The sequence below is a fragment of the Variovorax sp. V116 genome, assembly GCF_041154435.1.
Classification (GTDB): Bacteria; Pseudomonadota; Gammaproteobacteria; order Burkholderiales; family Burkholderiaceae_C; genus Variovorax; species Variovorax paradoxus.
The window spans coordinates 857,711-882,454 of record NZ_AP028662.1; the positions used below are offsets into that span (position 1 = coordinate 857,711).

General features: G+C 68.1%; 23 protein-coding genes. 9 read left to right on the forward strand and 14 right to left on the reverse strand.

The features are described 5' to 3' along the window. Positions 1-72: 72 nt before the first annotated feature. Positions 73-690 carry a TetR/AcrR family transcriptional regulator gene (locus ACAM58_RS30030; RefSeq protein WP_018904197.1) on the reverse strand — a complete coding sequence of 206 codons (618 nt, stop codon included), beginning with the start codon at positions 688-690 and terminating at the stop codon, positions 73-75. 104 nt (positions 691-794) lie between these two features. Here ACAM58_RS30030 and ACAM58_RS30035 point away from each other — a divergent pair, with 104 nt between their 5' ends. Beyond that, positions 795-2,264: an efflux transporter outer membrane subunit gene (locus ACAM58_RS30035; protein ID WP_018904196.1), complete on the forward strand. Its 1,470-nt coding sequence runs from the start codon at positions 795-797 to the stop codon at positions 2,262-2,264. A 9-nt stretch (positions 2,265-2,273) separates the two neighbouring features. On the opposite strand, the gene ACAM58_RS30040 is transcribed toward ACAM58_RS30035, so the two are convergent. Then, positions 2,274-2,750, reverse strand: coding sequence for a MarR family winged helix-turn-helix transcriptional regulator (locus tag ACAM58_RS30040; protein WP_018904195.1), 477 nt, complete (start codon positions 2,748-2,750; stop codon positions 2,274-2,276). A 48-nt stretch (positions 2,751-2,798) separates the two neighbouring features. Then, entirely contained in the window at positions 2,799-3,389 is a 591-nt protein-coding gene (locus tag ACAM58_RS30045; RefSeq protein WP_012748773.1) for a TetR/AcrR family transcriptional regulator, read from the reverse strand. Between the two features lie 311 nt (positions 3,390-3,700). Between ACAM58_RS30045 and ACAM58_RS30050 the strand changes: the two genes are divergently transcribed. Both ACAM58_RS30050 and ACAM58_RS30055 read left to right on the forward strand, forming a co-directional pair. Continuing rightward, entirely contained in the window at positions 3,701-4,885 is a 1,185-nt protein-coding gene (locus ACAM58_RS30050; RefSeq protein ID WP_018904194.1) for an acetyl-CoA C-acyltransferase, read from the forward strand. A 16-nt stretch (positions 4,886-4,901) separates the two neighbouring features. After that, positions 4,902-6,680 (forward strand): acyl-CoA dehydrogenase C-terminal domain-containing protein, encoded by a 1,779-nt coding sequence (locus ACAM58_RS30055; RefSeq protein WP_018904193.1) that lies wholly within the window; start codon positions 4,902-4,904, stop codon positions 6,678-6,680. Between the two features lie 34 nt (positions 6,681-6,714). Here the strand turns inward: ACAM58_RS30055 and ACAM58_RS30060 are convergent, their stop codons facing one another. Together ACAM58_RS30060 and ACAM58_RS30065 are read right to left on the reverse strand one after the other, a co-directional pair. Then, complete coding sequence (locus ACAM58_RS30060) at positions 6,715-7,701, reverse strand: nitronate monooxygenase family protein (protein ID WP_018904192.1); 987 nt, start codon at positions 7,699-7,701, stop codon at positions 6,715-6,717. Between the two features lie 10 nt (positions 7,702-7,711). Next, on the reverse strand, positions 7,712-8,452 hold the full coding sequence (locus ACAM58_RS30065; RefSeq protein WP_018904191.1) for an SDR family oxidoreductase: 741 nt from the start codon (positions 8,450-8,452) through the stop codon (positions 7,712-7,714). A 158-nt stretch (positions 8,453-8,610) separates the two neighbouring features. Between ACAM58_RS30065 and ACAM58_RS30070 the strand changes: the two genes are divergently transcribed. Both ACAM58_RS30070 and ACAM58_RS30075 read left to right on the forward strand, forming a co-directional pair. Then, positions 8,611-9,201 carry a 2-hydroxychromene-2-carboxylate isomerase gene (locus tag ACAM58_RS30070; protein ID WP_018904190.1) on the forward strand — a complete coding sequence of 197 codons (591 nt, stop codon included), beginning with the start codon at positions 8,611-8,613 and terminating at the stop codon, positions 9,199-9,201. A gap of 29 nt (positions 9,202-9,230) precedes the next feature. Then, positions 9,231-10,871, forward strand: coding sequence for an AMP-binding protein (locus ACAM58_RS30075; RefSeq protein ID WP_018904189.1), 1,641 nt, complete (start codon positions 9,231-9,233; stop codon positions 10,869-10,871). A 16-nt stretch (positions 10,872-10,887) separates the two neighbouring features. Here the strand turns inward: ACAM58_RS30075 and ACAM58_RS30080 are convergent, their stop codons facing one another. Then, on the reverse strand, positions 10,888-11,598 hold the full coding sequence (locus ACAM58_RS30080; RefSeq protein WP_307596024.1) for a gamma-glutamylcyclotransferase: 711 nt from the start codon (positions 11,596-11,598) through the stop codon (positions 10,888-10,890). A gap of 86 nt (positions 11,599-11,684) precedes the next feature. Beyond that, on the reverse strand, positions 11,685-12,599 hold the full coding sequence (locus tag ACAM58_RS30085; protein ID WP_369664591.1) for a LysR family transcriptional regulator: 915 nt from the start codon (positions 12,597-12,599) through the stop codon (positions 11,685-11,687). Positions 12,600-12,727: 128 nt separating this feature from the next. On the opposite strand from ACAM58_RS30085, the gene ACAM58_RS30090 reads away from it, so the two are divergent. From ACAM58_RS30090 to ACAM58_RS30105, 4 genes are read left to right on the forward strand one after another with little or no spacing between them, the layout of a single operon-like run. Then, the gene (locus tag ACAM58_RS30090) at positions 12,728-13,993 is read left to right on the forward strand and encodes an aromatic ring-hydroxylating dioxygenase subunit alpha (RefSeq protein ID WP_369664592.1); all 1,266 of its coding nucleotides are present in this window, start codon (positions 12,728-12,730) and stop codon (positions 13,991-13,993) included. 1 nt (position 13,994) lies between these two features. Then, complete coding sequence (locus ACAM58_RS30095; protein WP_369664593.1) at positions 13,995-14,465, forward strand: nuclear transport factor 2 family protein; 471 nt, start codon at positions 13,995-13,997, stop codon at positions 14,463-14,465. Between the two features lie 8 nt (positions 14,466-14,473). After that, a complete protein-coding gene (locus tag ACAM58_RS30100; RefSeq protein ID WP_278877494.1) occupies positions 14,474-14,791 on the forward strand; it encodes a non-heme iron oxygenase ferredoxin subunit in 318 nt (105 codons plus the stop codon). Positions 14,792-14,795: 4 nt separating this feature from the next. Then, a complete protein-coding gene (locus ACAM58_RS30105; RefSeq protein WP_278877497.1) occupies positions 14,796-16,013 on the forward strand; it encodes an NAD(P)/FAD-dependent oxidoreductase in 1,218 nt (405 codons plus the stop codon). Between the two features lie 9 nt (positions 16,014-16,022). Here the strand turns inward: ACAM58_RS30105 and ACAM58_RS30110 are convergent, their stop codons facing one another. The 7 genes from ACAM58_RS30110 to ACAM58_RS30140 are packed head-to-tail and all read right to left on the reverse strand — an operon-like array spanning position 16,023 to position 24,733. Then, a complete protein-coding gene (locus tag ACAM58_RS30110) occupies positions 16,023-17,390 on the reverse strand; it encodes a sigma-54 dependent transcriptional regulator (protein ID WP_012748760.1) in 1,368 nt (455 codons plus the stop codon). Then, complete coding sequence (locus ACAM58_RS30115) at positions 17,387-19,222, reverse strand: ATP-binding protein (RefSeq protein WP_018904181.1); 1,836 nt, start codon at positions 19,220-19,222, stop codon at positions 17,387-17,389. The genes ACAM58_RS30110 and ACAM58_RS30115 overlap by 4 nt, the downstream gene beginning before the upstream one ends. Before the next feature lie 34 nt (positions 19,223-19,256). Then, on the reverse strand, positions 19,257-19,931 hold the full coding sequence (locus tag ACAM58_RS30120) for a DUF6781 family protein (protein ID WP_018904180.1): 675 nt from the start codon (positions 19,929-19,931) through the stop codon (positions 19,257-19,259). A 10-nt stretch (positions 19,932-19,941) separates the two neighbouring features. Further along, the gene (phbB, locus tag ACAM58_RS30125) at positions 19,942-20,697 is read right to left on the reverse strand and encodes an acetoacetyl-CoA reductase (RefSeq protein WP_012748757.1); all 756 of its coding nucleotides are present in this window, start codon (positions 20,695-20,697) and stop codon (positions 19,942-19,944) included. Between the two features lie 39 nt (positions 20,698-20,736). Next, complete coding sequence (locus ACAM58_RS30130; RefSeq protein WP_026283941.1) at positions 20,737-21,921, reverse strand: acetyl-CoA C-acetyltransferase; 1,185 nt, start codon at positions 21,919-21,921, stop codon at positions 20,737-20,739. A gap of 47 nt (positions 21,922-21,968) precedes the next feature. Further along, on the reverse strand, positions 21,969-23,303 hold the full coding sequence (locus tag ACAM58_RS30135; RefSeq protein ID WP_018904178.1) for an NAD(P)/FAD-dependent oxidoreductase: 1,335 nt from the start codon (positions 23,301-23,303) through the stop codon (positions 21,969-21,971). A 32-nt stretch (positions 23,304-23,335) separates the two neighbouring features. Next, positions 23,336-24,733, reverse strand: coding sequence for a dicarboxylate/amino acid:cation symporter (locus tag ACAM58_RS30140; RefSeq protein WP_018904177.1), 1,398 nt, complete (start codon positions 24,731-24,733; stop codon positions 23,336-23,338). Between the last annotated feature and the right edge of the window lie 11 nt (positions 24,734-24,744).

The following is a 24,744-nucleotide window of genomic DNA, read 5'->3' on the forward strand; positions in this document are numbered from 1 at the left end:
TGACGAATCGATCAGAGCCCGATTCTGATAACAGTGACCAATTTAGTCAATAGTCACTGGGAACTTATTCGGCTAAGGCGACAAGCTGCGCAGCACCAGGCCCGACAGCTGGGCCGGCGCCTGCTCCGTGTAACTGGAGCTGAGCTGCAGGATCACGGGGTTGACGTAGGGGTGCATGACCAGGTAGATGGCCGCCGCCGTCTCGTCGATCGGCGTCTTGCGCTCGAAGTCGCCGGACTCGCGCCCCTGCTTCAGCAGCTCGAGCAGCATCTGCCGGATGCACTCTTCATGGGCGATGGCCGACGGCCAGCGCTCGCTGGCGGCCGAGATGGCGATCTCGTAGAGCTTGCGGTCCTGGAAGAACAGCCGAAGGCCCGAATCCACGATGGCCTTGAACATGCGGCGCAGCTTCTCGGGCGGGCTGCCGGCCCCGTCGACCGCGGCGCGGATCTCCAGCTGGATCTCGCGCAGGCAGTTCGCGCAGATCATTTCGCCGATCGCCTGCTTGGACTCGAAGAACTTGTAGATGTAGGCCTTGGAGAAGCCGATGGCCTTGGCCAGGTCGGAAACCGTGGTCTTCTCGTAGCCGTACTGGCTGAAGTGCTCGGTGGCCGCCACGACGATCTGCGCGCGCACGTCGTGGTCGGCCGGCCCCCGCGCGGCCGGCGGGGAAGAGGTTGCGTTGTTCATGCCGGGAGCTTAGCGCCTGGACAAACAAACAACAACAAGTGACCAAATTGAATTATAGTCACTCACTTCTTTTGCTTTTTTCGCCCGTCGCCCGGAGCACTCCCATGTCCCCACGCACGCTTGCCCTGCCCCTGCTGTTCAGCCTCCTCGCAGGCTGCGCCGTGGGGCCCGACTATGTCCGGCCGGCCCCGGCCCTGCCCGACCGCTTCATGGGCGAGGCGGCGCTCGGCCAGCGATCGGCCACCGCCAACGCCGAGCTCGCGGCATGGTGGACCGGCTTCGGCGATGCGCAGCTGGCCGGCTATGTCGAACAGGCGTTGAAGCAGAACCTCGATCTTGCGCAGGCCGCCGCGCGCGTGTCGCAGGCCCGGGCCGGGCTCGGTGCGGCGAATGCGGCGCTGCTGCCTTCGGGCAATCTGGGCGCGCAAGCGGCCAGGGCCTACCAGTCGGTGGAAACGCCGCTGGGCCAGGTGCTGAACGCGCAGCCGGGTTTCGACCGCTACGGTAGCGCCTACGAAGCGAACCTCGGCGCCAGCTGGGAGCTGGACATCTTCGGCGGGCTGCGCCGGGGACGCGAGGCCGCGCTGGCCGACTACCAGGCCTCGGAAGCCGGCGCGGCCGCCACGCGCCTGGCCGTGGCCGCGCAGACCGCCGACATCTACATCACGCTCCGCGGCCTGCAGGCCCGCCTGGACATTGCGCGCCGGCAGGTCGCCACGCAGCAGGACCTGCTCGCGAAGATCGGCCTGCTCCACGGCAAGGGGCTGGCCACCGAGCTCCAACTGCACCAGGCCGAGGGCGCACTGGCGCAGGTTCGGGCGTCGGTGCCGGCGCTCGAGGCCGGCGAGTCCGCGGCCATGAACGCGCTCGACGTGATGCTGGGCACAGCGCCGGGCGCGCACCGCGCCGAACTGGCGGCGGCCGCGGCCATTCCCGTTGCGCCCGGCATCGGCGCCACCGGCTCGCCCGCCGAGTTGCTGCGCCGCCGGCCCGACCTGATCGCCGCCGAGCGGCGCCTGGCGGCATCGAACGCACGCATCGGCGTGGCCGTGGCCGAGTACTACCCGAAGCTGTCGCTCGCGGGAACCATCGGCAGCGCCACGTCGGTGGCCAGCGGCAACCTGTTCACCGGCGGCGCGAGCCAGGCCGCGGCCCTGCTCGGGCTGCGCTGGCGGCTGTTCGACTTCGCGCGCATCGATGCGCAGATCGAGCTCGCCAAGGGGCAGGACGCGGAGCTGCTCGCGGCCTACCGGCTCGCCGCGCTGCGTGCCACCGAAGACGTGGAGAACGCCTTCTCGGCCCTGGTCAAGCGCGAAGAGCAGGCCGCGCTGCTCGCGCAGGGTGAGGCCTCATTGGGCCGTGCGCGGGGCGCGTCGTTCGCGGCCTACCAGCGCGGCGTGGTCAGCCTGATCGAAGTGCTGCAGGCCGACGAGAGCATGCTGCGCGTGGCCGATGCCAGGGCGCAGGCGCAGACGGAATCGGCACGCGCGGCGGTCGGTGCATTCAAGGCGCTGGGCGGCGGCTGGCAGGCCGAGCCCATCCGGGCGGCGGCCATCGAACCGCGTCGGGATTGACCACCGCGTTCATTCGGCCGCCGCCGACATGATCGTCAAGCATTGGCCGACGAGCGCATGCAAGGCACCGACCTGCCGGCTCCCGATCAACCGGTGCACCTTGGCCTGTGCCAGGCTCCAGCGAGGCCGGCCCTCGGCACACTTGCCGCGGCCCGCAGCGGTGATGCACACACTGCGGGTGCGTCCGTCCAACCCGGGCCCAAGATCGACCCATCCCGCCGCGATCAGCGGCTTGAGATTGCGCGTCAGCGTCGAGGGAGAGAGCGACATGCGCTCGGCCAGGTCGCAGGGGCGCACCGGCCCATGTGCGAGGATTTCCACCAGCAGCCGGTACTGCGTGGCCCTGAGACCGATGGCGCCCAGTTCCGCGTCGTAGTGCTGCCTGACGAGGCGGGCGAGCTGATGCGCCGTGGTGTAGGTGCAGGCCGGCCGCTCGGGGCCGGCGGCATCGGCCGCCTGCGCCTGCGGTGCGGGAAGCGTTGGCATCAGCGCAGGTGCTGCAGTGGCGCGCCGGGGCAGCATCGGCTGCGGCCGTCAGGAGGCCTTGGATGGCTTCGCGGGCGCCGCGTCCAGCGCGTGCGTCTGGTCGATGAAGCGCCGGCTCGAGGCCAGGATTTCCTTGCGCGTGCGCTCGGATTCGACCGCGCGGGACAGCACCAGCGCGCCCACGCACTGGGCAATCAGCGCCCATGCGGCGTCGGGGTCGCCGATGCGCGAGCTCCAGCTTTTCTGCAGGCGCTTCAGGCCTTCTTCGACCGAGGCACGCACCTCGGGCCCGGCCCTGGCGATCTCGGGTCCCAGTGCCGGCAGCACGCAGCCGGTTTCCGGATGCAGCGCGTGGTACGAGCTCAGGTAGCTGCGCAGCCGCTTGGCGACGTGGTCGGGCGGCGAGTCGCGGTCTCCGGCCAGCATGTCGGTGCTGTTGGAGATCTCGTGTTCGAGCAGTTCGGCGAACAGCGCCTCCTTGGACGGGAAGTGTCCATAGAAGGCGCCCCCGGTCAGGCCGATGCTCGCCATCAATTCATCGACGCCGGTGGTGCCGAAGCCGCCTTTCTTGGCGATGGCGCGGGCATTCGCGAGCAGCTTCTTGCGGGTTTCCTCTTTGTGGGTGGACGGATAGCGCATGAGTGGGCCTCTGCAGATCGTGGAGGTGTTCATCATAGCATGCCACTCGTTTGATAAACGGTCGTGATTCCATTGCGCTACCTGGACTCCGCATCAAGGGTTTCCCCCTGCTGCAAACCCGCTCCAGCGTGTTGACGCTGCCGTGGGCGCAAACCTATAGTTCACTATCGTTTAACAAACGATCGTTATTTAAAGGACTGCGGACGAGGCAATGGCGATGAGGAGCTCCCGCCCGCCCTGCACCTGAACCGCGCAACCGCGGCGAGCCGCTGCGCCAACAACTTGCCTAGCCAACCCCCTGGAGTCTGACCATGAGAGAAGCCGTCATCGTTTCCACCGCACGCACGGGCATCGGCCGCGCGTTTCGCGGCGCATTGAACAACATCAAGTCGCCCACGCTGATGGGCCACGCGGTCCAGCACGCCGTGCAGCGGGCGGGCATCGATCCCGGCGAGGTGGAGGACGTGGTGATCGGCAGCGCGATGGCCGCCGGCACCGCGGGCATGAACATCGGGCGCCTCGCGGCGCTCGCGGCGGGCCTGCCGCAGTCGGTGCCGGGCCAGACGATGGACCGGCAGTGCGCCTCGGGCCTGATGGCCATCGCGACGGCGGCCAAGCAGATCATCGTCGACGGCATGGATGTGACCATGGGCGGCGGGCAGGAGAACATCTCCGCCGTGCAGAACCCCTTCGTCAAGTGGGTGGGCGAAGAGGCCGATCCGCTGCTCATCGCGCGCGTGCAGCACGCCTACATCCCGATGCTCCACACGGCCGAGATCGTCGCGAAGAAGTACGGCATCTCGCGCGAGGCGCAGGACGCGTATTCGGCCGAAGCGCAGCGCCGCACCGCGCTGGCGCAGGAGCGCCATCTGTTCGACGACGAGATCGTGCCGATCACGGCGCGCATGGCCGTGGCCGACAAGCAGACGGGCGCGATCAGCTACCGCGAGGTCACGCTCGACCGCGACGAGGGCAACCGCCCCGACACCACGCTCGAAGGCCTTGCCAGTCTCAAGCCGGTCGTCGAAGGCGGTGTCATCACGGCCGGCAACTCGAGCCAGTTGTCCGATGGCGCATCGGCCTGCGTGCTGGTGGAGCGCGCGGTTGCCGAGCGCCGCGGGCTCAAGGCGCTGGGCACGTACCGCGGCATCGCGGTGGCCGGCCTCGCGCCCGAGGAGATGGGCATCGGCCCGGTGCTGGCCGTGCCCAAGCTGCTGAAGACCCACGGGCTCAAGGTGAGCGACATCGGCCTGTGGGAACTGAACGAGGCTTTCGCCTGCCAGGTGCTGTATTCGCGCGACCGGCTGGGCATCGACCCCGAGAAGCTGAACGTCAACGGCGGCGGCATCACGATCGGCCACCCCTACGGCATGACCGGCTCGCGGCTGGTGGGACATGCGCTCATCGAGGGCAAACGGCGCGGCGCGCGCTTCGTCGTCGTGACGATGTGCGTCGGCGGCGGCATGGGTGCCGCGGGCCTGTTCGAAGTGGCCTGAGGCAAGGAGCAGCACCATGACCTACCAGATCCCGATGCGCGACATCCAGTTCGTCTTGCACGAACTGCTCCAGGTGCCGGCCATGCTGCAGGACTGCGGCCAGCCCGACCTCGACGCCGAAACCATCGACCAGGTGCTCGCCGCGGCCGGCCAGTTCGCCGCCGAGGTGATTGCGCCGCTCAACGCAGCAGGGGACGAGCACGGTTGCAGCATGCCCTCGCCGGGCGTAGTGCAGACGCCGCCGGGCTTCAAGAAGGCCTACGACGAATTCACCAAGAACGGCTGGCCCGGGCTCGCCTGCAGCCCCGAGTTCGGCGGCCAGGGCTTTCCTTCGGTCGTGGCCAACGCGGTCTACGAAGTGTTCGGCGGCGCGAACATGGCGTGGTCGTCCTATCCGGGCATGTCGCATGCCACCTACGTGAACGTGTCGGCCAACGGATCGGAGGCGCAGAAGGCGCTCTACCTGCCGAAGATCGCCTCGGGCGAGTGGGCCGGCACCATGTGCCTGACCGAGCCCAATGCGGGCACCGACCTGGGCCTGATGCGCACCCGCGCCGTGGCGCAGCCCGACGGCAGCTACCGCATCACCGGCAGCAAGATCTTCATCTCGGGCGGCGAGCAGGACCTGACCGAGAACATCATGCACCTGGTGCTCGCGCGCATGCCGGATGCGCCGCCGGGCGTGAAGGGCATCTCTCTTTTCATCGTGCCGAAGTTCATCCCCGACGCGAGCGGCGCGGCCGGCGCGCGCAATGCGGTGGTCTGCGGCTCCATCGAGCACAAGCTGGGCATCCACGGCAACTCGACCTGCACCATCAACTTCGACGGTGCGACCGGCTGGCTGCTGGGCGCGCCCCACAAGGGACTCGCGGGCATGTTCGTGCAGATGAACCACATGCGTGTGCTGGTCGGCATGATCGCCATCGGCCTGATGGAAGCGGCCTACCAGAAGGCCCTGGCCTATGGGAAGGAGCGCCTGCAGGGCCGCGCGAGCGGTGCAAGACCCTCCGGCGAAGCGGCCGATCCGATCATCGGGCACGCCGACGTGCGCCGCATGCTGCTCACGCAGAAGGCGAACATCGAGGGCGCGCGCGCCCTGGCGCTGTGGACCGCGCAGCTGAGCGATCTGCAGCGCCTTCATCCCGACCCCGCCAGGCGCAACGAGACGGCCGAACTGCTGGGCCTGCTGACCCCACTCGTGAAGGCGTTGTCCAGCGACCTCGCAGTGGAATGCACGCTGCTCGCGATGCAGGTGTTCGGCGGGCACGGCTACATCCGCGAGAACGGCGTCGAGCAGCACCTGCGCGACGTGCGCATCGTGGGCCTTTATGAGGGAACGAACGGCGTGCAGGCCATGGACCTGCTCGGGCGCAAGGTGCTGGCCGACCAGGGCCGGCAGATGGGCGCCTTCCTCGACATGGCCGGCGCATTCGCCGAGACCTGCAGCCCGCGCGAGGCGATGCGCGAATTCACGCAGCCGCTCATCGAACTGGCCGCCGAGATCAGGCAGCTCACGGGCGAGCTGGTGGCCGCGTCGGCGCAGGACCCGCATGCGGCAGGCGCGGCCGCTGCGCCCTACCTGCGCCTGGTCGGGCACCTGGCGCTTGCGTGGACCTGGGCGCGCATGGCCGAGGTGGGGTTCAAGAACGCTGGATCGAGCGACCCGATCTATGCATCGAAGATTACAACGGCCCGCTTCTATTTCCAGCGGCTGCTACCGCAGGCGGCGGGGCTCTGCCAGGAGATCCGGGCCGGGTCATCCGCATTGATGGAGCCGGCCGTCGAGCTTTTCTAGGGCAGCGCCACCGCATCGCTGCCACGGAGCCTGGCTAGGCCAGCGCAGGCTCCAGGAAACCGGCGAGCCGCTGGACGATCAGCTGCTCGGCCTCTTCCATGATGCGGTCGATCAGTTCCTGCACCGTCGGAATGTCGTTGATCAGGCCGACCACCATGCCGCAGCTCCAGGCGCCGGCATCCATCTCGCCTTCGAGCATCACGCGCGGGTAGACGCCCGCGACCTGGTCGATGATGTCCTCGAACTTGAGATCGGCGCCCTTTTCCTTCTCGATCCGGATCAGCTGCTCGACCGATGCATTGGTCAGCACGCGCTCCGTGTTGCGCAGGCCGCGCATCACCAGCCGCGTGTCCAGCTCGGTGGCCGCCACGATGGCGTCCTTCACGTTCTGGTGGATCGGCGCTTCCTGCGTGGCCACGAAGCGCGTGCCCATGTTCATGCCTTCCGCGCCCAGTGCCAGCGCCGCCACCAGGCTGCGCGCATCGGCCATGCCGCCGGAGGCGACGAACGGGATCTTCAGCTCCTCGGCCGCGCGCGGCAGCAGGATCATGTTGGGCAGGTCGTCCTCGCCCGGGTGGCCGCCGCACTCGAAACCATCCACGCTCACGGCGTCGCATCCGATCGCTTCGGCCTTCAGCGCGTGCCGCACCGAGGTGCACTTGTGGATCACCTTGATGCCCGCCTTCTTGAGCGCGGGCATGTAGGCCTCGGGACTGCGCCCTGCCGTCTCGACGATGCGAACGCCGCCTTCGGCAATGGCCGCGATGTACTCGGGGTACGGCGGCGAGGACAAGGTCGGCAGGAACGTGAGGTTCACGCCGAAGGGCTGGTCCGTCATCTCTCGGCAGCGGGCGATCTCCTTGGCCAGCAGCTCGGGCGTGCGCTGCGTGAGGCCCGTGATGAGCCCGAGTCCGCCGGCGTTGGACACGGCCGCGGCGAGCTCGGCAAAGCCGACGTAGTGCATGCCCCCCTGGATGATCGGGTGGCGGATGCCGAAGAGTTCAGTGATGCGTGTTTTCATGTGTCTTCTTTCACCAGGTTTCCATGTAGGGGCGCAGGTCCATCTCGAAGGTCCAGGCGTCCCGGGGCTGGGTGTGCAGGTACCAGTAGTTCTCCGCAATGTGCTCGGGGTTCAGGATGCCGCCCTGCTCCTTCAGCGCATAGCGTTCGGGGAAGTTGCTGCGGATGAACTCCGTGTCGATCGCGCCGTCGACCACGATGTGGGCCACGTGGATGCCGCGCGGACCGAGCTCGCGCGCCATGCTCTGGGCCAGGGCGCGCAGCGCATGCTTGGCGCCGGCAAAGGCCGCGAACTTCGCCGAGCCGCGGATGCCGGCCGTCGCGCCGGTAAAAAGAATCGTGCCGCGCCCGCGCTCGACCATCCTGCGGGCGACCTCGCGCGCATTCAGGAAGGCGCTGAAGGCGGCCATCTCCCAGATCTTCATGTACTTGCGCCCGGTCTCTTCCAGGATGCTGCTGGACACGTTGGCACCGATGTTGAACACCATCACCTCGATCGGGCCGCGCTCCTTCTCGATCTGGTCGACGAGGGCCACGACCTCCTCCTCCTTGCGCGCATCGCTGCCGTAGCCGAAGGCCTGGCCGCCGGCCGCGCGGATGCGCTCGACGGCCGGCTCCAGCTTGTCGGCCGATCGCCGCGTGAGGCACGCGACATAGCCCTCGCGGGCGAAGCGCGCGCCGATCGCGCTGCCGGTGGCGTCGCCCGCGCCGACGACGAGAGCCACGCCGCGGTGGTTGGCTGATGGGTCCATACGGTCTCCTTTAAAAAACGTTCGTTAGGTCATTGCACGTTAATCAATGAACGTTCGTTTGTCAATTGAGGGCAAGGCCCAAGGAAACCCCGTTGACGAAGGCCGCTCAATCACATAGCTTCCGTTTACCAAACGTCCGTTAACTTAAAGGAGCTTGAATGAGCAAGTCAGTCGATTTCTTCTTCGATGTCGGAAGCCCGTCGTCGTACCTGGCATGGACGCAGCTGCCTGCCCTGTGCGCAAGCCACGGCGCCGAGCTCGTCTACCGGCCGATGCTGCTGGGCGGCGTCTACCAGGCCACCGGCAACGCCTCGCCGGCCACCATTCCCGTCAAGGGCCGCTATACGCAGATGGACTACGAGCGCCATGCGCGCCGCTATGGCGTGCCGTTCCAGGGCAATCCGCACTTCCCGGTCATCACGCTGTTCCTCATGCGTGCGGTCACCGGCATTCAACTGCGCCGGCCCGAACAGCTGCAGCAGCTGCTGGGCTGCGTGTTCAAGGCGCTGTGGATCGATGCGCTCAACCTGAACGATGCGCAGCTCACGGCCCGCACGCTGGCCGAAGGCGGGTTCGACCCCGCCGAGATCGAGCGCCTGGCGCAGGACGCCGAGACCAAGGCCGCATTGAAGGCAACCACGCAAGAGGCGGTCGAGCGCGGCGTGTTCGGCGCACCCACGCTCTTCGTCGGCGACCAGATGTTCTTCGGCCAGGACCGGATGGACTTCGTTCGCGAAGCGCTGTCCTGACCAGACCCCTCAAGAAAAAAGGAGACAACGTGGATCAAAGAATCTGGCATGCGTCCTACCCGGCAGGACTGCCCCGCGACCTCGTGTACGGCGAGCACGACACCCTCGCCACCCTGTTCGAAGGTGCCTTCGCTCGCAACGCCAGCCGGCCGGCCGTGACCTGCAACGGCGAATCGCTGAGCTTCGCCGAGCTCGAACAAGCATCGGCTCGCTTTGCGGCATTCCTGCAGTCGGCAGGCCTGCAGCCCGGCGACCGCGTGGCGCTGCTGCTGCCGAACCACCTTCTCTATCCGGTTGCCCTGGCCGCGATTGCACGCGCAGGCTTCGTGGGGGTGACGATGAACCCGCTCTACACAGCCCGCGAGGTGGCCTACCAGCTGGCGGATTCCGGCGCGGTGGCGCTGGTGGTTGCCGATCCGTTCGCGGGACTCGCGGCCGAAGCCATCGAGCGGACGGAAGTGCGGCACGTCGTCACCGTGCCGATGCAGGAGCTGAGGCGGTCGCTGCTCGCGCCCGCCGGCGATCGGCCGGTGCGGGCGCGCGGCTCCGACGTGCATCTCGTCCCGCTGCACGCCGCCATCGCATCGGTGCAGGCTGCCGGCTTCAGCGCCCCACAGGTGCGCCCTTCCGACCTCGCATTCCTGCAATACACGGGCGGCACGACCGGCGTGTCGAAGGGCGCCTGCCTCACGCATCGCAACGTCCTGGTGAGTGTGCTGCAGATGCAGTCCTGGCTGCGGCTGAACCTCGAGATCCAGAACTTCGAGCTGGTCACGCCGCTGCCGCTGTACCACATCTTCCCGCTCGGCATGGCGCTGATGGCGCTGGCGAGCGGCGGACACAACCGGCTCGTCATGAATCCGCGCGACATCCAGGCGCTGTGCGCCGAATTGCGGCGAGCGCCTTTCGACGTGCTGATCGGCGTCAACACCATGTTCAACGGCATGGTGAACCTGCCCGAACTGTCGTCGGTCGATTTCTCGCGTTGCGGCATGGTCATCGGCGCCGGCGCCTCGATCCAGGCGGCGGTCGCGCGCAGGTGGGAGGCGGCCGGCGGCCCGCCGATCACCGAGGCCTACGGGCTCACGGAAACGTCGCCCAGCGCCACCTTCAATGCGCCGGGCTGCAACGGCACCATCGGCGTTCCGGTGCCCTCCACCGACGTGATGATCGTCGACGACGCGGGCGGGCCGGTGGCGCAGGGCGCGCCCGGCGAGCTGCTCATCAAGGGGCCGCAGGTGTTTGCCGGCTACTGGAAGCGCGAGGAAGAAACGCGCCTGGCATTCACCAGCGATGGCTGGTTCCGCACGGGCGATGTCGTCACCATGGATGCACAGGGGCTGATGACCATCGTCGACCGCAAGAAGGACATGATCCTGGTGTCCGGATTCAACGTGTATCCGAACGAGATCGAGGGCGTGGTCGCGCTGCATCCGGACGTGCTGGAGTGCGCCTGCGTCGGCGTACCCGACGAGCGCTCCGGCGAAGTCCCCCACCTGTTCGTCGTGCGCCGCTCGCCGGGCCTGCAGGCGGACCAGGTCGAATCGCACTGCCGCGAGCTCCTGGCGCCCTACAAGGTGCCTCGGCGCATCACCTTTCTCGAGGCACTGCCCAAATCGACCGTGGGCAAGATCCTGCGCAAGGAACTGCGGGCCCCAGCGGCGGCCTGAGGGTGTGGATGGGGCTTCAGCCCGCGGCGCTGCGCAGGCGCTCCATCCCCATGTCGCGTATGCCGAGCGCCTCGAGCTTTCGAAGCGTGGCATCGAAATACTCGCGGCAGCTGCCGAGGCTGCCCGCTCCCGTGTTGATCATCCGGGCCATCTCATGCGGGGAGAGCGCCTTCGTGTAGCGGGGATGGGACCGGTCGACCGCAAAGGTGATCGCGCGCACCGGCCGGCCCTCCACATGGGCGGTCACCCACCGGGCCTGGTACACCTCGGTCAGCATCTCCCTTCGCCAGAGCACCCGCAGCTCATCGCGCACCTTGCGCGGCTCGATCTGCAGCAGCACGCCCTGGCACGCGCCGCCCCGGTCGAGGGCGAGCATCAACCCGGGGCGCTCCTGCGAGCCTCGCCCGACGACCGAGCGCAGGCAGAAGGCGCGGTGCCAACCGTGGACTTTCGCCGGATGCATGGCTGTGTGCTCCACCGCGGGGTTCCACATCAGCGATCCATATCCGAACACATGAACGGCCGCATGGCCATCGTGCCGCGACAGGATGCCTTCGATGGAGGCTTCCAGCTCCTCTGCGCTGCGCAGCCGCACGCCCGCCGGGAGCTGCGCGTAGACCTGCGCCATGAAGGCGTCGTCGAGCAGCCCTTCGCGGGTGACCCGCACGGGCTCGGCCGCTGCCTTCGATCCAGCTCGGTCGTTCTCGCGCGGGCCGGGATAACGCATGGGCGGGCCTCTCGGGATCCTGTGGGAAAGACCCGATGATAGCATTGAGATCGTTTAGTGAACGATCGTGAATTCACTGGAGAGCTTCAGCCGGGCGCACCTTCCCCGTGAAGCCGCACGATCAAGGCGCGCAGCCACGCCACGGCGGGGTCCCGGTGATAGCGGCCGTGCCAGAACAGGCTGATCGCAATCTCGGGCAGCCGGGCCGGATGGCGCACATAGGACAGGTCGAACGGCTCGGCCAGGGCCTGCGCGAGCCGTTCGGGCACCGTCGCCACCAGGTCGGAGCCATGCAGGATATGGCCGACCGCCACGTAGTGCGGCACGGTCAGCACGACCTTGCGCACGATCTTCTTGCGGCCGAGAAGCTCGTCCGCCTTGCCGTGGCCGGTTCCTTCCGACACCACGACCACATGATCGGCCTTCGAGAACTCGGCCAGCGAGATCTGCCGCTTGTCGAGCGCATGCCCGCGGCGGAACATGCAGACGTAGTGCTGCTTGAACAGCCGGCGCTGGAAGTAGCCGCTTTTCAGCTGCGGCAGCAGGCCGATGGCCAGCGCGACGTGGCCGGATTCCATCTCGTCCTGGAGATTGACCGCCGTGTTGCGGACGGTGCTGATCGACAGGCCCGGCGCCACGCGCGCCAGCTCCTGCATCAGCTTGGGCAGGAAATAGATCTCCCCGATGTCGGTCATGCCGATGGTGAAGGCGCGCGCCGAGGTGGCCGGATCGAACGAGCTGCGCTGGTTGATGGCGGCATGGATCGTCTGCAGCGCGCTCGCGGTCGGCGCGGCCAGCTGCTCGGCGAAAGGCGTGGGCTCCATGCCCTTGGGTGTTCTGAGAAACAGCGGGTCGTCGGTGAGCTTGCGAAGGCGCGCCAGCGCGTTGCTCACGCCCGGCTGCGAAAGGCCGAGATTCGCCGCCACCTTCGACACCCGCCGGTCGATCAGCAGCTGGTTGAACACCACCAGCAGGTTGAGGTCGATGTCCTTGAGCTCCACGGCATCCCCATTCGCGAAATCTATATGAACTATTCGGCACATTCTATTGAACGATAGCCTCGAACGGCCGATCATCGGGCACCACGAGACGAGCGGCCCGGGCGACGCGGCCGCACAGGAGACAAGAAATGGACGACACATCCGCCGTCTTTCCGCAGCAGATCCGCTGGGAAGACAAGGGCACGAGCCGCATCCCCTTCATGGCCTACACCGACGCCGACCAGCACCGGCGCGAGCTCGAGCGCCTCTTCTACCGGGGCCACTGGTGCTACGTGGGCCTGGAGGCCGAGATTCCGGAGGTCGGCGATTTCAAGCGCACGGTGATCGGCGAGCGCTCGGTGATCATGGTCCGCGATGCCGAGGATTCCATCAGCGTGGTGGAGAACGTGTGCGCGCACCGGGGCATGCAGTTCTGCCGCGAGCGGCACGGCAACCGCAAGGCCGGCGGCTTCACCTGCCCGTACCACCAGTGGAACTATTCGCTCGGCGGCGACCTGCAGGGCGTGCCTTTCCGCCGCGGCGTCAAGCAGGACGGCAAGGTCAACGGCGGGATGCCGGCCGACTTCAAGCCGGCCGAGCACGGCCTCAACAAGCTCAGGGTTGCGACACGCGGCGGCGTCGTGTTCGCGTCCTTCGATGCAGAGGTGGAACCGCTCGAGGACTTCATGGGCCCGGAGATCCTGGGCTACTTCGACCGGCTCTTCAACGGCCGCAAGCTCACGATCCTCGGCTACAACCGCCAGCGCATTCCCGGCAACTGGAAGCTGATGCAGGAGAACATCAAGGACCCCTACCACCCGGGCCTGCTGCACACGTGGTTCGTCACCTTCGGCCTCTGGCGCGCGGACAACAAGTCGGAGCTGAAGATGGACCGCCATCACCGCCACGCCGCCATGATCTCGACCCGCGGCGCGAGCGGCAAGGCGGACCAGGTCACCCAGGTGTCGAGCTTCAAGGAAAGCATGAAGCTCAACGACGACCGCTTCCTGGACATCGTGCCCGAGCCGTGGTGGCGCGGCCCGACGGCGGTGATGATGACGCTGTTCCCGAGCGTGATCTTCCAGCAGCAGGTCAACAGCGTCTCGACCCGGCACATCCAGCCGAGCGGCCCCGGCGCCTTCGATTTCGTCTGGACGCACTTCGGCTTCGAGGACGACGACGAGGCCATGACGCTTCGGCGGCTGCGCCAGGCCAACCTCTTCGGGCCGGCGGGCTTCGTCTCGGCCGACGATGGCGAGGTGATCGAGCTCTCGCAGAAAGGCTTCGAGCAGAAGCCTTTCCACCGCACGCTCGCCGAGCTCGGCGGCCGCGAGGTCGGCGACACGGACCATATGGTCACCGAGACCCTGATCCGCGGCATGTACGAATACTGGCGCAAGGTGATGGAGGTTTGAAATGAACTTCCAGGACTACTTCGAGCTGACCCAGCTCTACGCCCGCTACGCCCAGGCGGTGAGCTCCGGCCAATGGGAACTCTGGCCGGAATTCTTCACGGAAGACTGCAGCTACCGCCTGCAGCCGCGCGAGAACCACGAACGCGGCTTTCCGCTGGCCACGCTGTCGTTCGAGAGCAAGGGCATGCTGAAGGACCGCGTCTACGGCATCCACGAGACCCTGTTCCACGACCCCTACTACCAGCGCCACGTGGTCGGGACGCCGCTCGTGCTGAAGGCCGAGGCGGACCGCTTCGAGTGCGAGGCCAACTACGCGGTGTTCCGCACCAAGCTCTCGGAACTGTCGAGCGTGTTCAACGTGGGCCGCTACATCGACGTGGTCGTGCGCACCCCGGAGGGGCTGAAGTTCGCCTCGCGCCAGGTCATCTACGACAGCGAAATGATCCCCAACTCCGTCATCTATCCCCTCTGAGGCCAGCCATGAGCGATTCCCAATGGACCGAGGCCGCAGCGGTCGACGAAGTGCCCGCCGACGATGTCGTCGGCATGCAGGTCGGCGGGCGCGACATTGCGCTGTACAACGTGGACGGCCAGATCTACGCGACCGACAACGTGTGCACCCATGGCCATGCGCGCCTGTGCGAGGGCTTCCTCGAAGGGCACGAGATCGAATGCCCGCTGCACCAGGGCAAGTTCGACGTGCGCAACGGCAAGCCGATCTGCGCGCCGGTGACCGAGGCGATCCGCTCCTACCCCGTGAGGATCGAGGCGGGCCGCGTGTTCCTCTCGCTCGACTGAAGCCATGAGCAGCGGGACCATCGCCATCGTGGGCGCCGGCCAGGCCGGCGGCTGGGCCGCGCAAACGCTGCGCAGCGAGGGTTTCGCGGGCCGCGTGGTGCTGGTCGGCGACGAGCCCCATCGTCCCTACGAACGCCCGCCGCTGTCCAAGGCGGTGCTCGCCGGGGACGCGCCTGCGGACACCACGCATCTGCTGAAACCGGAGGCCTTCGATGCGCTCGACATCGACTGGCGGCCGAATGTCGGCGCGACCTTCATCGACCGGGCGGCGAAGCAGCTCCACCTGACGCAGGGAGAACATGTTCCGTACGACAAGCTGATCCTCTGCAGCGGCGGCCGGGCGCGCCGTCTGAATATTCCGGGTGCGGATCTGCCCGGCGTCTTCAGCCTGCGCAGCATCGAGGATGCGGCGGCGCTCGGTGCCGCGCTGTCGGCCGGCAGGCGGCTGCTCGTGGTCGGGGGCGGCTGGATCGGGCTCGAGGTGGCCGCGACGGCGCGGAAGAAGGGCCTGGGTGTGACCGTCGTCGAAGCGACGGGCCGGCTCTGCGAGCGCACCGTTCCGCCGGAAATTTCCGGCTACCTGCTGCAGCTCCACGCCGCGCATGGCGTCGATGTCCGGCTCGGCACCGGCATCGAGCGCCTGGCGCAGAGCGCGCAAGGTGGCCTCACGGCGTCATTCACCGATGGACGCGCGCTCGAATGCGACGCGGTCCTCGTCGGTGTCGGCCTGGTCCCCAACGACGAGCTCGCGCGCGAGGCGGGCCTGGCGTGCGATGGCGGCGTGCGGGTCGATTCGCAATGCCGCTCATCCGATCCCGACATCCTGGCCGCGGGCGACGTGGCCACGTGGCACTGCGAATGGGCGGGGCGGCGGATGCGGCTCGAATCGTGGCAGAACGCCCAGGAGCAAGGCATTGCCGCCGCGCGCGCCGCGCTCGGCATCGCGGTGAACCATCAGCCGCTGCCCTGGTTCTGGTCGGACCAGTACGAGGTCAACCTGCAGATCTTCGGCATGCCCACGCCGGCGCACGATGTGGTGGTGCGCGGCGACCGGAATTCCAGCAGCTTCGTGATGTTCTTCCTGGATGCCGGCAAGGTCGTTGCGGCGCTGGGCCCCAATGCCGCGCGCGACCTGCGCGTTGCGCGGCGGCTGATCGAGCGCCGCACCCGCGTCGATGCGGCGCAGCTCGCCGACCTGCAGGTGCCGCTCGCCAAGCTGTGAGTCAGCAGGTCACTGGGCCTTGAACTCCTCCGCCGCGATGCCGAGCTTGCGCAGCTTGTCGTGCAGCGTCTGCCGCGCGATGGCCAGCGCGGCGGCCGTGGCCGGCTGGTCGCCCTGGTGCTTGCGCAGCGCCTCGACGATCACCGCACGCTCGAAGGATTCGACCTGCTGCGGCAGCGCGCGCGGCAGCGCTGGCGAGCCCTCGCCGGTGCCGCGGGTCTGCGTCAGCCGCTCGCCGAGCAGGCCCAGCACGAAGCGGTCGGCCACGTTGCGCAGCTCGCGCACGTTGCCCGGCCACGCATAGGCCATCAGGTCGGCCAGCTGAGCGTTGGTGGGCAGCGGCGCCGCACGTTCGTAGCGGCTCGCGGCCAGCAGCGTGAAGTGCTCGAACAGCAGGGGAATGTCTTCGCGCCGTTCGCGCAGCGGCGGCAGCTCGATGAAGGCGACGCCGAGCCGGTAGTACAGGTCGGCCCTGAACTTCTGGCGGTCGCTCATTTCCTTCAGGTCGTCCTTGCTTGCGGCCACCACGCGGCAGTCGAAGGGAATGGCCTTGTTGGAGCCGATGCGCTCGATGCAGCGTTCCTGCAGCGCGCGCAGCAGCTTGATCTGCACCGCCACCGGCATGCTCTCGATCTCGTCGAGGAAGAGCGTGCCGCCGTTGGCATATTCGAACTTTCCCACGCGCACGCGGTTGGCGCTGGTGAAGGCGCCGGCCTCGTGGCCGAACAGCTCGCTCTCGGCCAGCGCCTCGGGCAGGCCGCCGCAATTGAGCGGAACGAAATGCTGGCGGCGGCGCTCGCTGTGGTCGTGCAGGCAGCGCGCGACCAGTTCCTTGCCGGTGCCGGTCTCGCCGTAGATCAGCACATCGGCCGAGGTTTCGGCCAGCGTCATCACGTTGCGGCGCACCAGCTGCATCTGGGCCGACCGGCCGATCAGCACCGACTGGATGCCGTTCCAGTTTTCCAATGCATCGCGCAGCGCGCGCACCTGCAGCGAGAGCTGCCGGCGCTCGACGGCATGGCGCACGATGGCCACCAGCCGCTCGGAACCGAAAGGCTTCTCGATGAAGTCGTAGGCGCCCTCGCGCATGGCCTGCACCGCCATCGCGATATGGCCGTGGCCGGTGACCAGGATCACGGGCAGCTCGGCATCGATGCCGTGCAGCTCGGGCAGCCATTCGGCGCCGCTCAGGCCCGGCAGGCGCACGTCGCAGACCACGATGGCCGGCACGCCGAAGCGGATGTGGCCGCGTGCGCGTTCGACGCTTGCAAAGGACTCGACCTCGAAACCGGCCAGGGTCAGCACCTGCGTCGTGCTGATGCGGACGTCTTCGTCGTCCTCGACCAGCATCACCCGGATGGCGGGGCTTTCGCTCACTTGTTGATCACTCCTGTAAGGGCGGGAATAGGGATGGCGTAAACGGCGGCGGGCAGGTCGGCGACAAAGCAGGCACCGCCTTCCGGCAGGTTGGCCGCACGCAGCGTGCCGTCCATGGCCCGCACCAATTGTGCCGAGATCGCGAGCCCGAGCCCGAGGCCCGCGCCCGCCGGCTTGCTGGAGACGAAGGGCTCGAACAGGCGCGGCAGGATGTCGGGTGGAATGCCCGGCCCGGTGTCGCTCACGCGCAGGATCACCCGGCCCTCCTGCGGCCGCGCCTCGAGCCGCAGCCTGCGCCGGGGCGAAGCCTGCATGGCGTCGATGGCGTTGCGCATCAGGTTGACGAGCACGCTGCCCAGCGCGGCCTCTTCGGCCATCACGCTCAGGCTCGCGGGCTGCACGTCGACCTCGATGGCGACGCCGTTCTTCTTCGTGGCCTCGGCCACGATGGCCTGCGCGTCGGCCACGGCTCGCGCCATCAGCACTGCCGCGAGCGGAAGCTCGTTCTTGTGCGCGAAGGTCTTGAGCTGCGAGGTCAGGCGCGCCAGGCGGTCGACCATGCCCCGGATGCGCTGCAGGTTGCCGCGCACGTCGTCCAGGCGGTTCTTGTCGAGCAGGATGGCGGCGCTCTCCGAGAGCGTGCGCATCGCGGTGAGCGGCTGGTTCAGCTCGTGCACCACGCCGGCCGACATCTGGCCCAGCGCCGCCATCTTGCCGGCATGCACCAGCTCGCCCTGGGCGGCGCGCAGCTGCGCGGTGCGCGCCACCACGGTCGATTCGAGCGTGTCGTGCGCCGCCTGCAGCGCAGCCTGGTTGGCCAGCTTCTGCCGCACGGCGCGGCGGCGCTGCCACAGCGTGACGGCCATCAGCAGCAGCACCGCCATTGCCAGGCTCGCGGTGATGGCCGCGTTGCGCGCGCCCACGCGCACCGGCGCCAGGTCGTCGAGCGCCATCAGCTGCCACGGCGCACCGCGCAGCGAACGCGTCGAGGCCAGCTGGTCGACGCCGTCGAGCGCGATCACCTTCACATCGCGCGCCAGCGTCTGCTTCAGCGTCCATTGCAGCGGCTGCAGGCCGGCCTCGCCGTAGGGGCGCGAGCGCTGCACCTCGGCCCGCTGCACGGCGTCGAGCGGCAGCAGCGGCCGGAACTTGAGCTCTTCGCGGGTGGCGAGGATCACCACGCCGCGCTGGTCGATCAGCGCCACGTCGCCCGGCAGCTTGCGCCAGGCGCGTTCGGTTTCTTCCAGGTTGACCTTCACGGCGACCACGCCGCGCGTGGGCTGGCCGCGGCGCAAGGCATACGAGAGGTAGTAGCCGGGCTTGCGGCTGGTGATGCCGACGCCGTAGAAGCGGCCCTTGCCCTGCCCCAGCGCATCGATCACGTAGGGCCGGAACGACAGGTCCTGGCCGACGGTGGTGCCGGGCCGGTTCCAGTCGGAAGCCGCCAGCGAGGTGCCGGCGGCATCCAGCACGTAGAGCATCTCCGCGCCGGCGGCGGCGTTGACGCCGTCGAGGTAGCGGTTGACCGCATCGCGCAGCGACGCGTCCGAGGGCGTGCCGAGCAGCCCGGGGACGATGGGCGTCATCTCCAGCAGCGCCGGCAGGTACTCGAAACGGGCCAGGTCGGCATCGAGCCCGGTGGCGAGCATGTCGAGCCGGTGGTCGGCTGCCTCGCGCAGCCGCGCGAGGCCGTTCTGCATGGCGAAGTGGTGCCCCGCAAAGGCGGCCGCGGCCACGAGCGCCAGTGCGCCGCACCAGCGCGGCAGGCCGCGCCACCGTCTCGGGCTGCGGGAAGGCAAGTCGAAGCGCCGGGCCGGCTCCCGTGGAATCATGAACCCGTTATTGCACAAGGCCGCCGCCGCCGCATCAGTGGCTGCCCGATGGCGTGCGTCCGGAAGCCGCCCCGCCCTGCTTCAGGGCTTCGGACATGCCGATCAGCACGCCGCTCGCGAGCGTGGCATAGCTGTCGAGCATTGCCTGCGTGGCGCGCAGGCTCAGCGCGCGGCCGTCGCGCAGGTTCTTGTGCGTGTCTTGCATGAGCTGCTCGAGCGCCGCGGTGGCGCGCGCGCCGGTGCCGGTGCCCTTGCCCTGCAGCGCCTGGAACACGCCGCTCCACGGGCCGTCCACCGGGGCCGCCTTTCTGACGCTGGCGAACAGCGTGTCTTCCATCTTCTCGATGTCGGCGAGCGCCTTCTTGAGCTGCGTCTCGCGCAGGCTCACGCCCTGGTCCACCAACTGCTGCAGCGCGCGCTGGTTGGCCAGCACCGCCTGCTCCAGCGCACCGTCCATGCCGGCGAAGGCCTTGGCCAGCAGCGCCTGCACGTCGGGCGCGGGCAGCTTGCTGCCTTCTGCGCCGGCCGAAGCCGCCTTGGTGACCGTGCCCAGCACCTGCCGGATGTTCGCCAGCGTGAGCTCGCGGCCCTGCAGCGCCTTGAGCGTGGCCTCGTGCACGGTCTTGCGGATGGTCTCGCCCTGCCTGGCGGAGGCGTCGGTGAACTTGGTGATCAGTGCGGCCTGATCGATGCCGTTCTTGAGGATCATGGTCGTGCGTTCATTGCATGTGCTGGCCGCCGTTGATGGCGATGTTGGCGCCCGTCACGAAGGCCGCCTCTTCCGAGGCCAGGTAGATGATCAGCCCCGCCACTTCCTCGGGCTTGCCCAGGCGCCCCACGGGAATGTGCGGCAGGATCTTGCTGTCGAGCACTTCCTTCGGAATGGCCGTGACCATCTTCGTGCCGATGTAGCCGGGCGAGATGGTGTTCACGGTCACGCCCTTCCTGGCCACCTCCAGCGCCAGCGCCTTGGTGAAGCCGTGCACCCCGGCCTTGGCGGCCGAGTAGTTGGTCTGCCCGAACGCACCCTTCGAGCCGTTCACCGACGACACGTTGATGATGCGGCCCCAGCCCCGCTCCACCATGCCGTCGGCCACCTGCTTGCTCATGTTGAACAGGCTGTCTAGGTTGGTGCGCAGCACGGCGTTCCAGTTGATCTGGTCCATTTTCTTGAAGGTCATGTCGCGCGTGATGCCGGCGTTGTTGACCAGCACGTCGACCGGGCCCAGGGCTTCCTGCACCTGGCCCACCGCCCGTGCGCAGGAGTCGTAGTCGGCCACGTCGCAGGGCACGGCCAGGATCTGGTAGCCGCGCCCGGCCATCTGCGCGACCCAGTCGGCGTGCGACTTGTTGCCGGGCGAATAGGTCACCGCGAGCTTGTAGCCCGCATCGACCATCTTGGTGGAGATCGTCTCGCCCAGGCCCCCCATGCCGCCGGTGACCAGGACCACTTGTTGCTGCTTGCTTTCGCTCATCTGCATTCTCCTTGGTGCGTTGTGTGACAAAAAATCCGTTCAAGCGCGTTCGACTGCAAGCGCCACGCCCATGCCGCCGCCGATGCACAGCGAGGCCAGGCCCTTGTTGGCGCCGCGGCGGCGCATCTCGTGCAGCAGCGTCACCAGCACGCGGCAGCCCGAGGCGCCGATGGGGTGGCCGATGGCAATGGCACCGCCGTTCACGTTGATGCGGCTGGTGTCCCAGTCCATCTCGCGGTTGACCGCGCAGGCCTGGGCCGCGAAGGCTTCGTTGATCTCCATCAGGTCGAGGTCCTGCGCCTTCCAGCCGGCCTTCTTGAGCGCGAGCTGCGAAGCGGGCACCGGGCCCATGCCCATGAGCGACGGGTCCAGGCCCGCGCTCGCATAGGCGCGGATCACCGCCAGCGGCTGCAGGCCTAGCGCGGCGGCGCGCGAGGCCGACATCACCAGCACCACAGCCGCGCCGTCGTTCAGGCCCGAAGCATTGCCGGCCGTCACCGAGCCCGTCTTGTCGAAGGCCGGGCGCAGGCCGGCGAGTGCGTCGGCGTTGGTCTTGCGGTTCACGAACTCGTCGGCCGCGAAGACGATGGGCTCGCCCTTTTTCTGCGCGATGCTGAACGGCAGGATCTCGTCGTCGAAGCGCCCGGCGTCCTGCGCAGCCGCGGCCTTCTGCTGCGAGGCGAGCGCGAGCGCGTCCTGCATCTCGCGCGTGATGCCGTACTTCTTGGCCACGTTCTCGGCCGTGGTGCCCATGTGGTACTGGTTGTAGACGTCCCACAGCCCGTCCACGATCATGGTGTCGACCAGCTTCCAGTCGCCCATGCGCTGGCCGTTGCGCGAGTTGGGCAGCACGTGCGGCGCGGCGCTCATGTTCTCCTGGCCGCCGGCCACCACGATCTCGGCATCGCCGCATTTCACGGCCTGCGCCGCCAGCATCACGGCCTTCAGGCCCGAGCCGCAGACCTTGTTGATGGTGAGGCCCGGCACGCCGATGGGCAGCCCCGCCTTGATGACCGTCTGGCGCGCCGGGTTCTGCCCCGCGCCGGCCGCGAGCACCTGGCCCATGATCACCTCGGACACCGCATCGCCCGGCACGCCGGCCTTCTCGAGCAGCCCCTTCACCACATGCGCGCCCAGTTCCGGCGCGGCCGTGCCGGCCAGCGCGCCGCCGAACTTACCGACCGCCGTGCGTTGCGCGGCCACGATCACGATATCGTCTGACATGAAAATCTCCTTGAGGTTGGTGCGAAAGAAGGATTGCGCTGGGCTGCTCAATGCAGCTTGACGTGGGGTTCGGTGCGCCGCGTGATGAGGCGGGCGAGCGTGTCGAGCGAGACCTTGACGACGCCGTGCAGCGCCAGCTCGTGCATCTTGTAGAGCGACATGTACATGAGCCGCGCGAACAGCCCCTCGACCATCAGGCTCCCGCCGATCAGGCCGCCCATCATGTTGCCCACGGTGCTGAATTCGCCGAGCGAGACCAGCGAGCCGAAGTCGCGGTAGCGGTAGGGCTCGAGCGCCTTTGCGTCCAGGCGCCGGCGGATCTGCGCCGCGACGTGCGAGGCCTGCTGGTGCGCCGCCTGCGCGCGCGGCGGCACCAGGCCGCCCTTGCCGCCGTTGGCCTCGGGCCAGTCGCAGGCCGCGCAGTCGCCGATGGCGAAGATGTGCTCATCGCGCGTGGTCTGCAGCGTGGGCAGCACCGCGAGCTGGTTGCTGCGGTTGGTCTCCAGGCCCGCGATGTCCTTCATGAAATCGGCCGCCTTCACGCCCGCGGCCCACACCACCAGCTCGGCCGGCAGCACGCGGCCGTCGGCCAGGCGCACGCCCTCGGGCAGCACCTCGGCCACCTTGGCGGAGGTATGCACATCCACGCCCAGCTTGCGAAGCAGTGCCTCGGTGGCGGCCGACATGCGCGCGGGTAATGCGGGGAGCACGCGGTCGGCCGCTTCGATCACGCTGACCTGGATGTCTTTCTCGGCATCCACGCGGTCCAGCCCGTAGGCCACCACTTCGCGCGTGGTGCGGTGCAGCTCGGCCGCCAGCTCCACGCCCGTGGCGCCTGCGCCGATGATCGCCACGTGCAGCTGCTCGGGCCGCAGCGGCGTGGCCTGCGCATGCGCGCGGATGCAGGCGTTGACCATGCGCTGGTGAAAGCGCTGCGCATCGGCCTTCGATTCGAGCCGCAGCGCGTGCTCGCGCACGCCGGGCGTGCCGAAATCGTTGCTGAGGCTGCCGACGGCGACCACCAGCGTGTCGTAGCCGAAGGCGCGCTCGGGCGTGACCAGCCGGCCTTCGTCGTCGAGGTACGGCGCCACCTGCACTTCGCGCCGCTCGCGGTCGATGCCGGTCAGCTCGCCGAGCCGGAAGCGAAAGTGGTGCCAGTGCGCCTGCGCGAGGTAGTCGACCTCGTGCGCGCTCATGTCCATGCTGCCCGAGGCGATCTCGTGCAGCTTGGGCTTCCACACGTGGGTGCGGTGCTTGTCGATCAGCGTGATCTCCGCCCGCCCCTTCTTTCCCAGCGAATCGCCCAGGCGCGTGGCCAGTTCCAGGCCGCCGGCGCCGCCGCCCACGATGACCACGCGGTGCTTCTGCACGGGGCTGTTCATGGTGGGCTGTTCCGTACAGGCATGTGGCCGCCTCAGCGCGGCTGGGCCACGGGCATGTGGGTCTCGACCTTGTCCAGCACCGCCTCGGGCGCGTCGGATTCGGCCGATGTCTCGTTGTCCAGGATGCGCTTCATGCGCACGGTGTCCAGGTCGTTGGTCCACTTGGCGACCACCACCGTGGCCACGCCGTTGCCGATCAGGTTGGTCAGCGCGCGGGCTTCCGACATGAAGCGGTCGATGCCCAGGATGAGCGCCAGGCCCGCGACCGGCACGTGGCCCACGGCCGACAGCGTGGCCGCCAGCACGATGAAGCCGCTGCCCGTGACACCCGCTGCGCCCTTCGAGGTGAGCAGCAGCACCGCCAGCAGCGTGAACTGCTGCGTGAGCGTCATGTCGGTGTTGGTGGCCTGCGCGATGAACACCGCCGCCATCGTCAGGTAGATGGAGGTGCCGTCCAGGTTGAAGGAGTAGCCCGTGGGCACCACCAGGCCGACCACCGACTTCTTGGCGCCCAGGTTCTCCAGCTTGGCCATCATGCGAGGCAGCACCGATTCGCTCGACGAGGTGCCCAGCACGATCAGCAGTTCTTCCTTGATGTACTTGATGAACTTCCAGATGCTGAAGCCGTGGAAGCGCGCGATGCTCCCCAGCACCACGAAGATGAACAGCAGGCAGGTCAGGTAGAAGGTGGCCATCAGCTGGCCCAACTGCAGCAGCGAACTCACGCCGTACTTGCCGATGGTGAAGGCCATGGCGCCGAAGGCGCCGATCGGCGCGACCTTCATGATGTAGCCCACGATCACGAAGAGCACGTGCGAGCCCTTCTCGATCACGTCGAACACCAGCGTGCCGCGGCCGCCGAACTTGTGCAGCGCAAAGCCGAACATCACCGCGACCAGCAGCACCTGCAGGATCTCGCCCTTGGCGAAGGCATCGACCACCGTGCTGGGGATCACGTTGAGCAGGAAGTCGGTGGTGCTCTGCATCTTGCCAGGGCCGGTGTAGGCCGCGATGCTCTTGGCGTCGAGCTGGCTCACGTCGACATTCATGCCGGCGCCGGGGCGCACGATGTTGATGATCACCAGGCCCACCACCAGCGCGATGGAGCTCACGATCTCGAAGTACAGGAGCGCCAGGCCGCCGGTCTTGCCGACCTTCTTCATGTCTTCCATGCCCGCGATGCCCACCACCACGGTGCAGAAGATGATCGGCGCGATGATCATCTTGATGAGCTTGATGAAGCCGTCGCCCAGCGGTTTCATCGATGCGCCGGTGTCGGGCCAGAAGTGCCCGAGCAGCACCCCGAGCACGATGGCGGTGATGACCTGGAAGTAGAGCGATCTGTAGAAGGGCTTGGGTGCGACGGATGGTTGGTCCACGGGAATCTCCTGGAAAATTTCAGACGCCGGCGGCGTCACGGTGTCGTTCATGGCCGCACCCT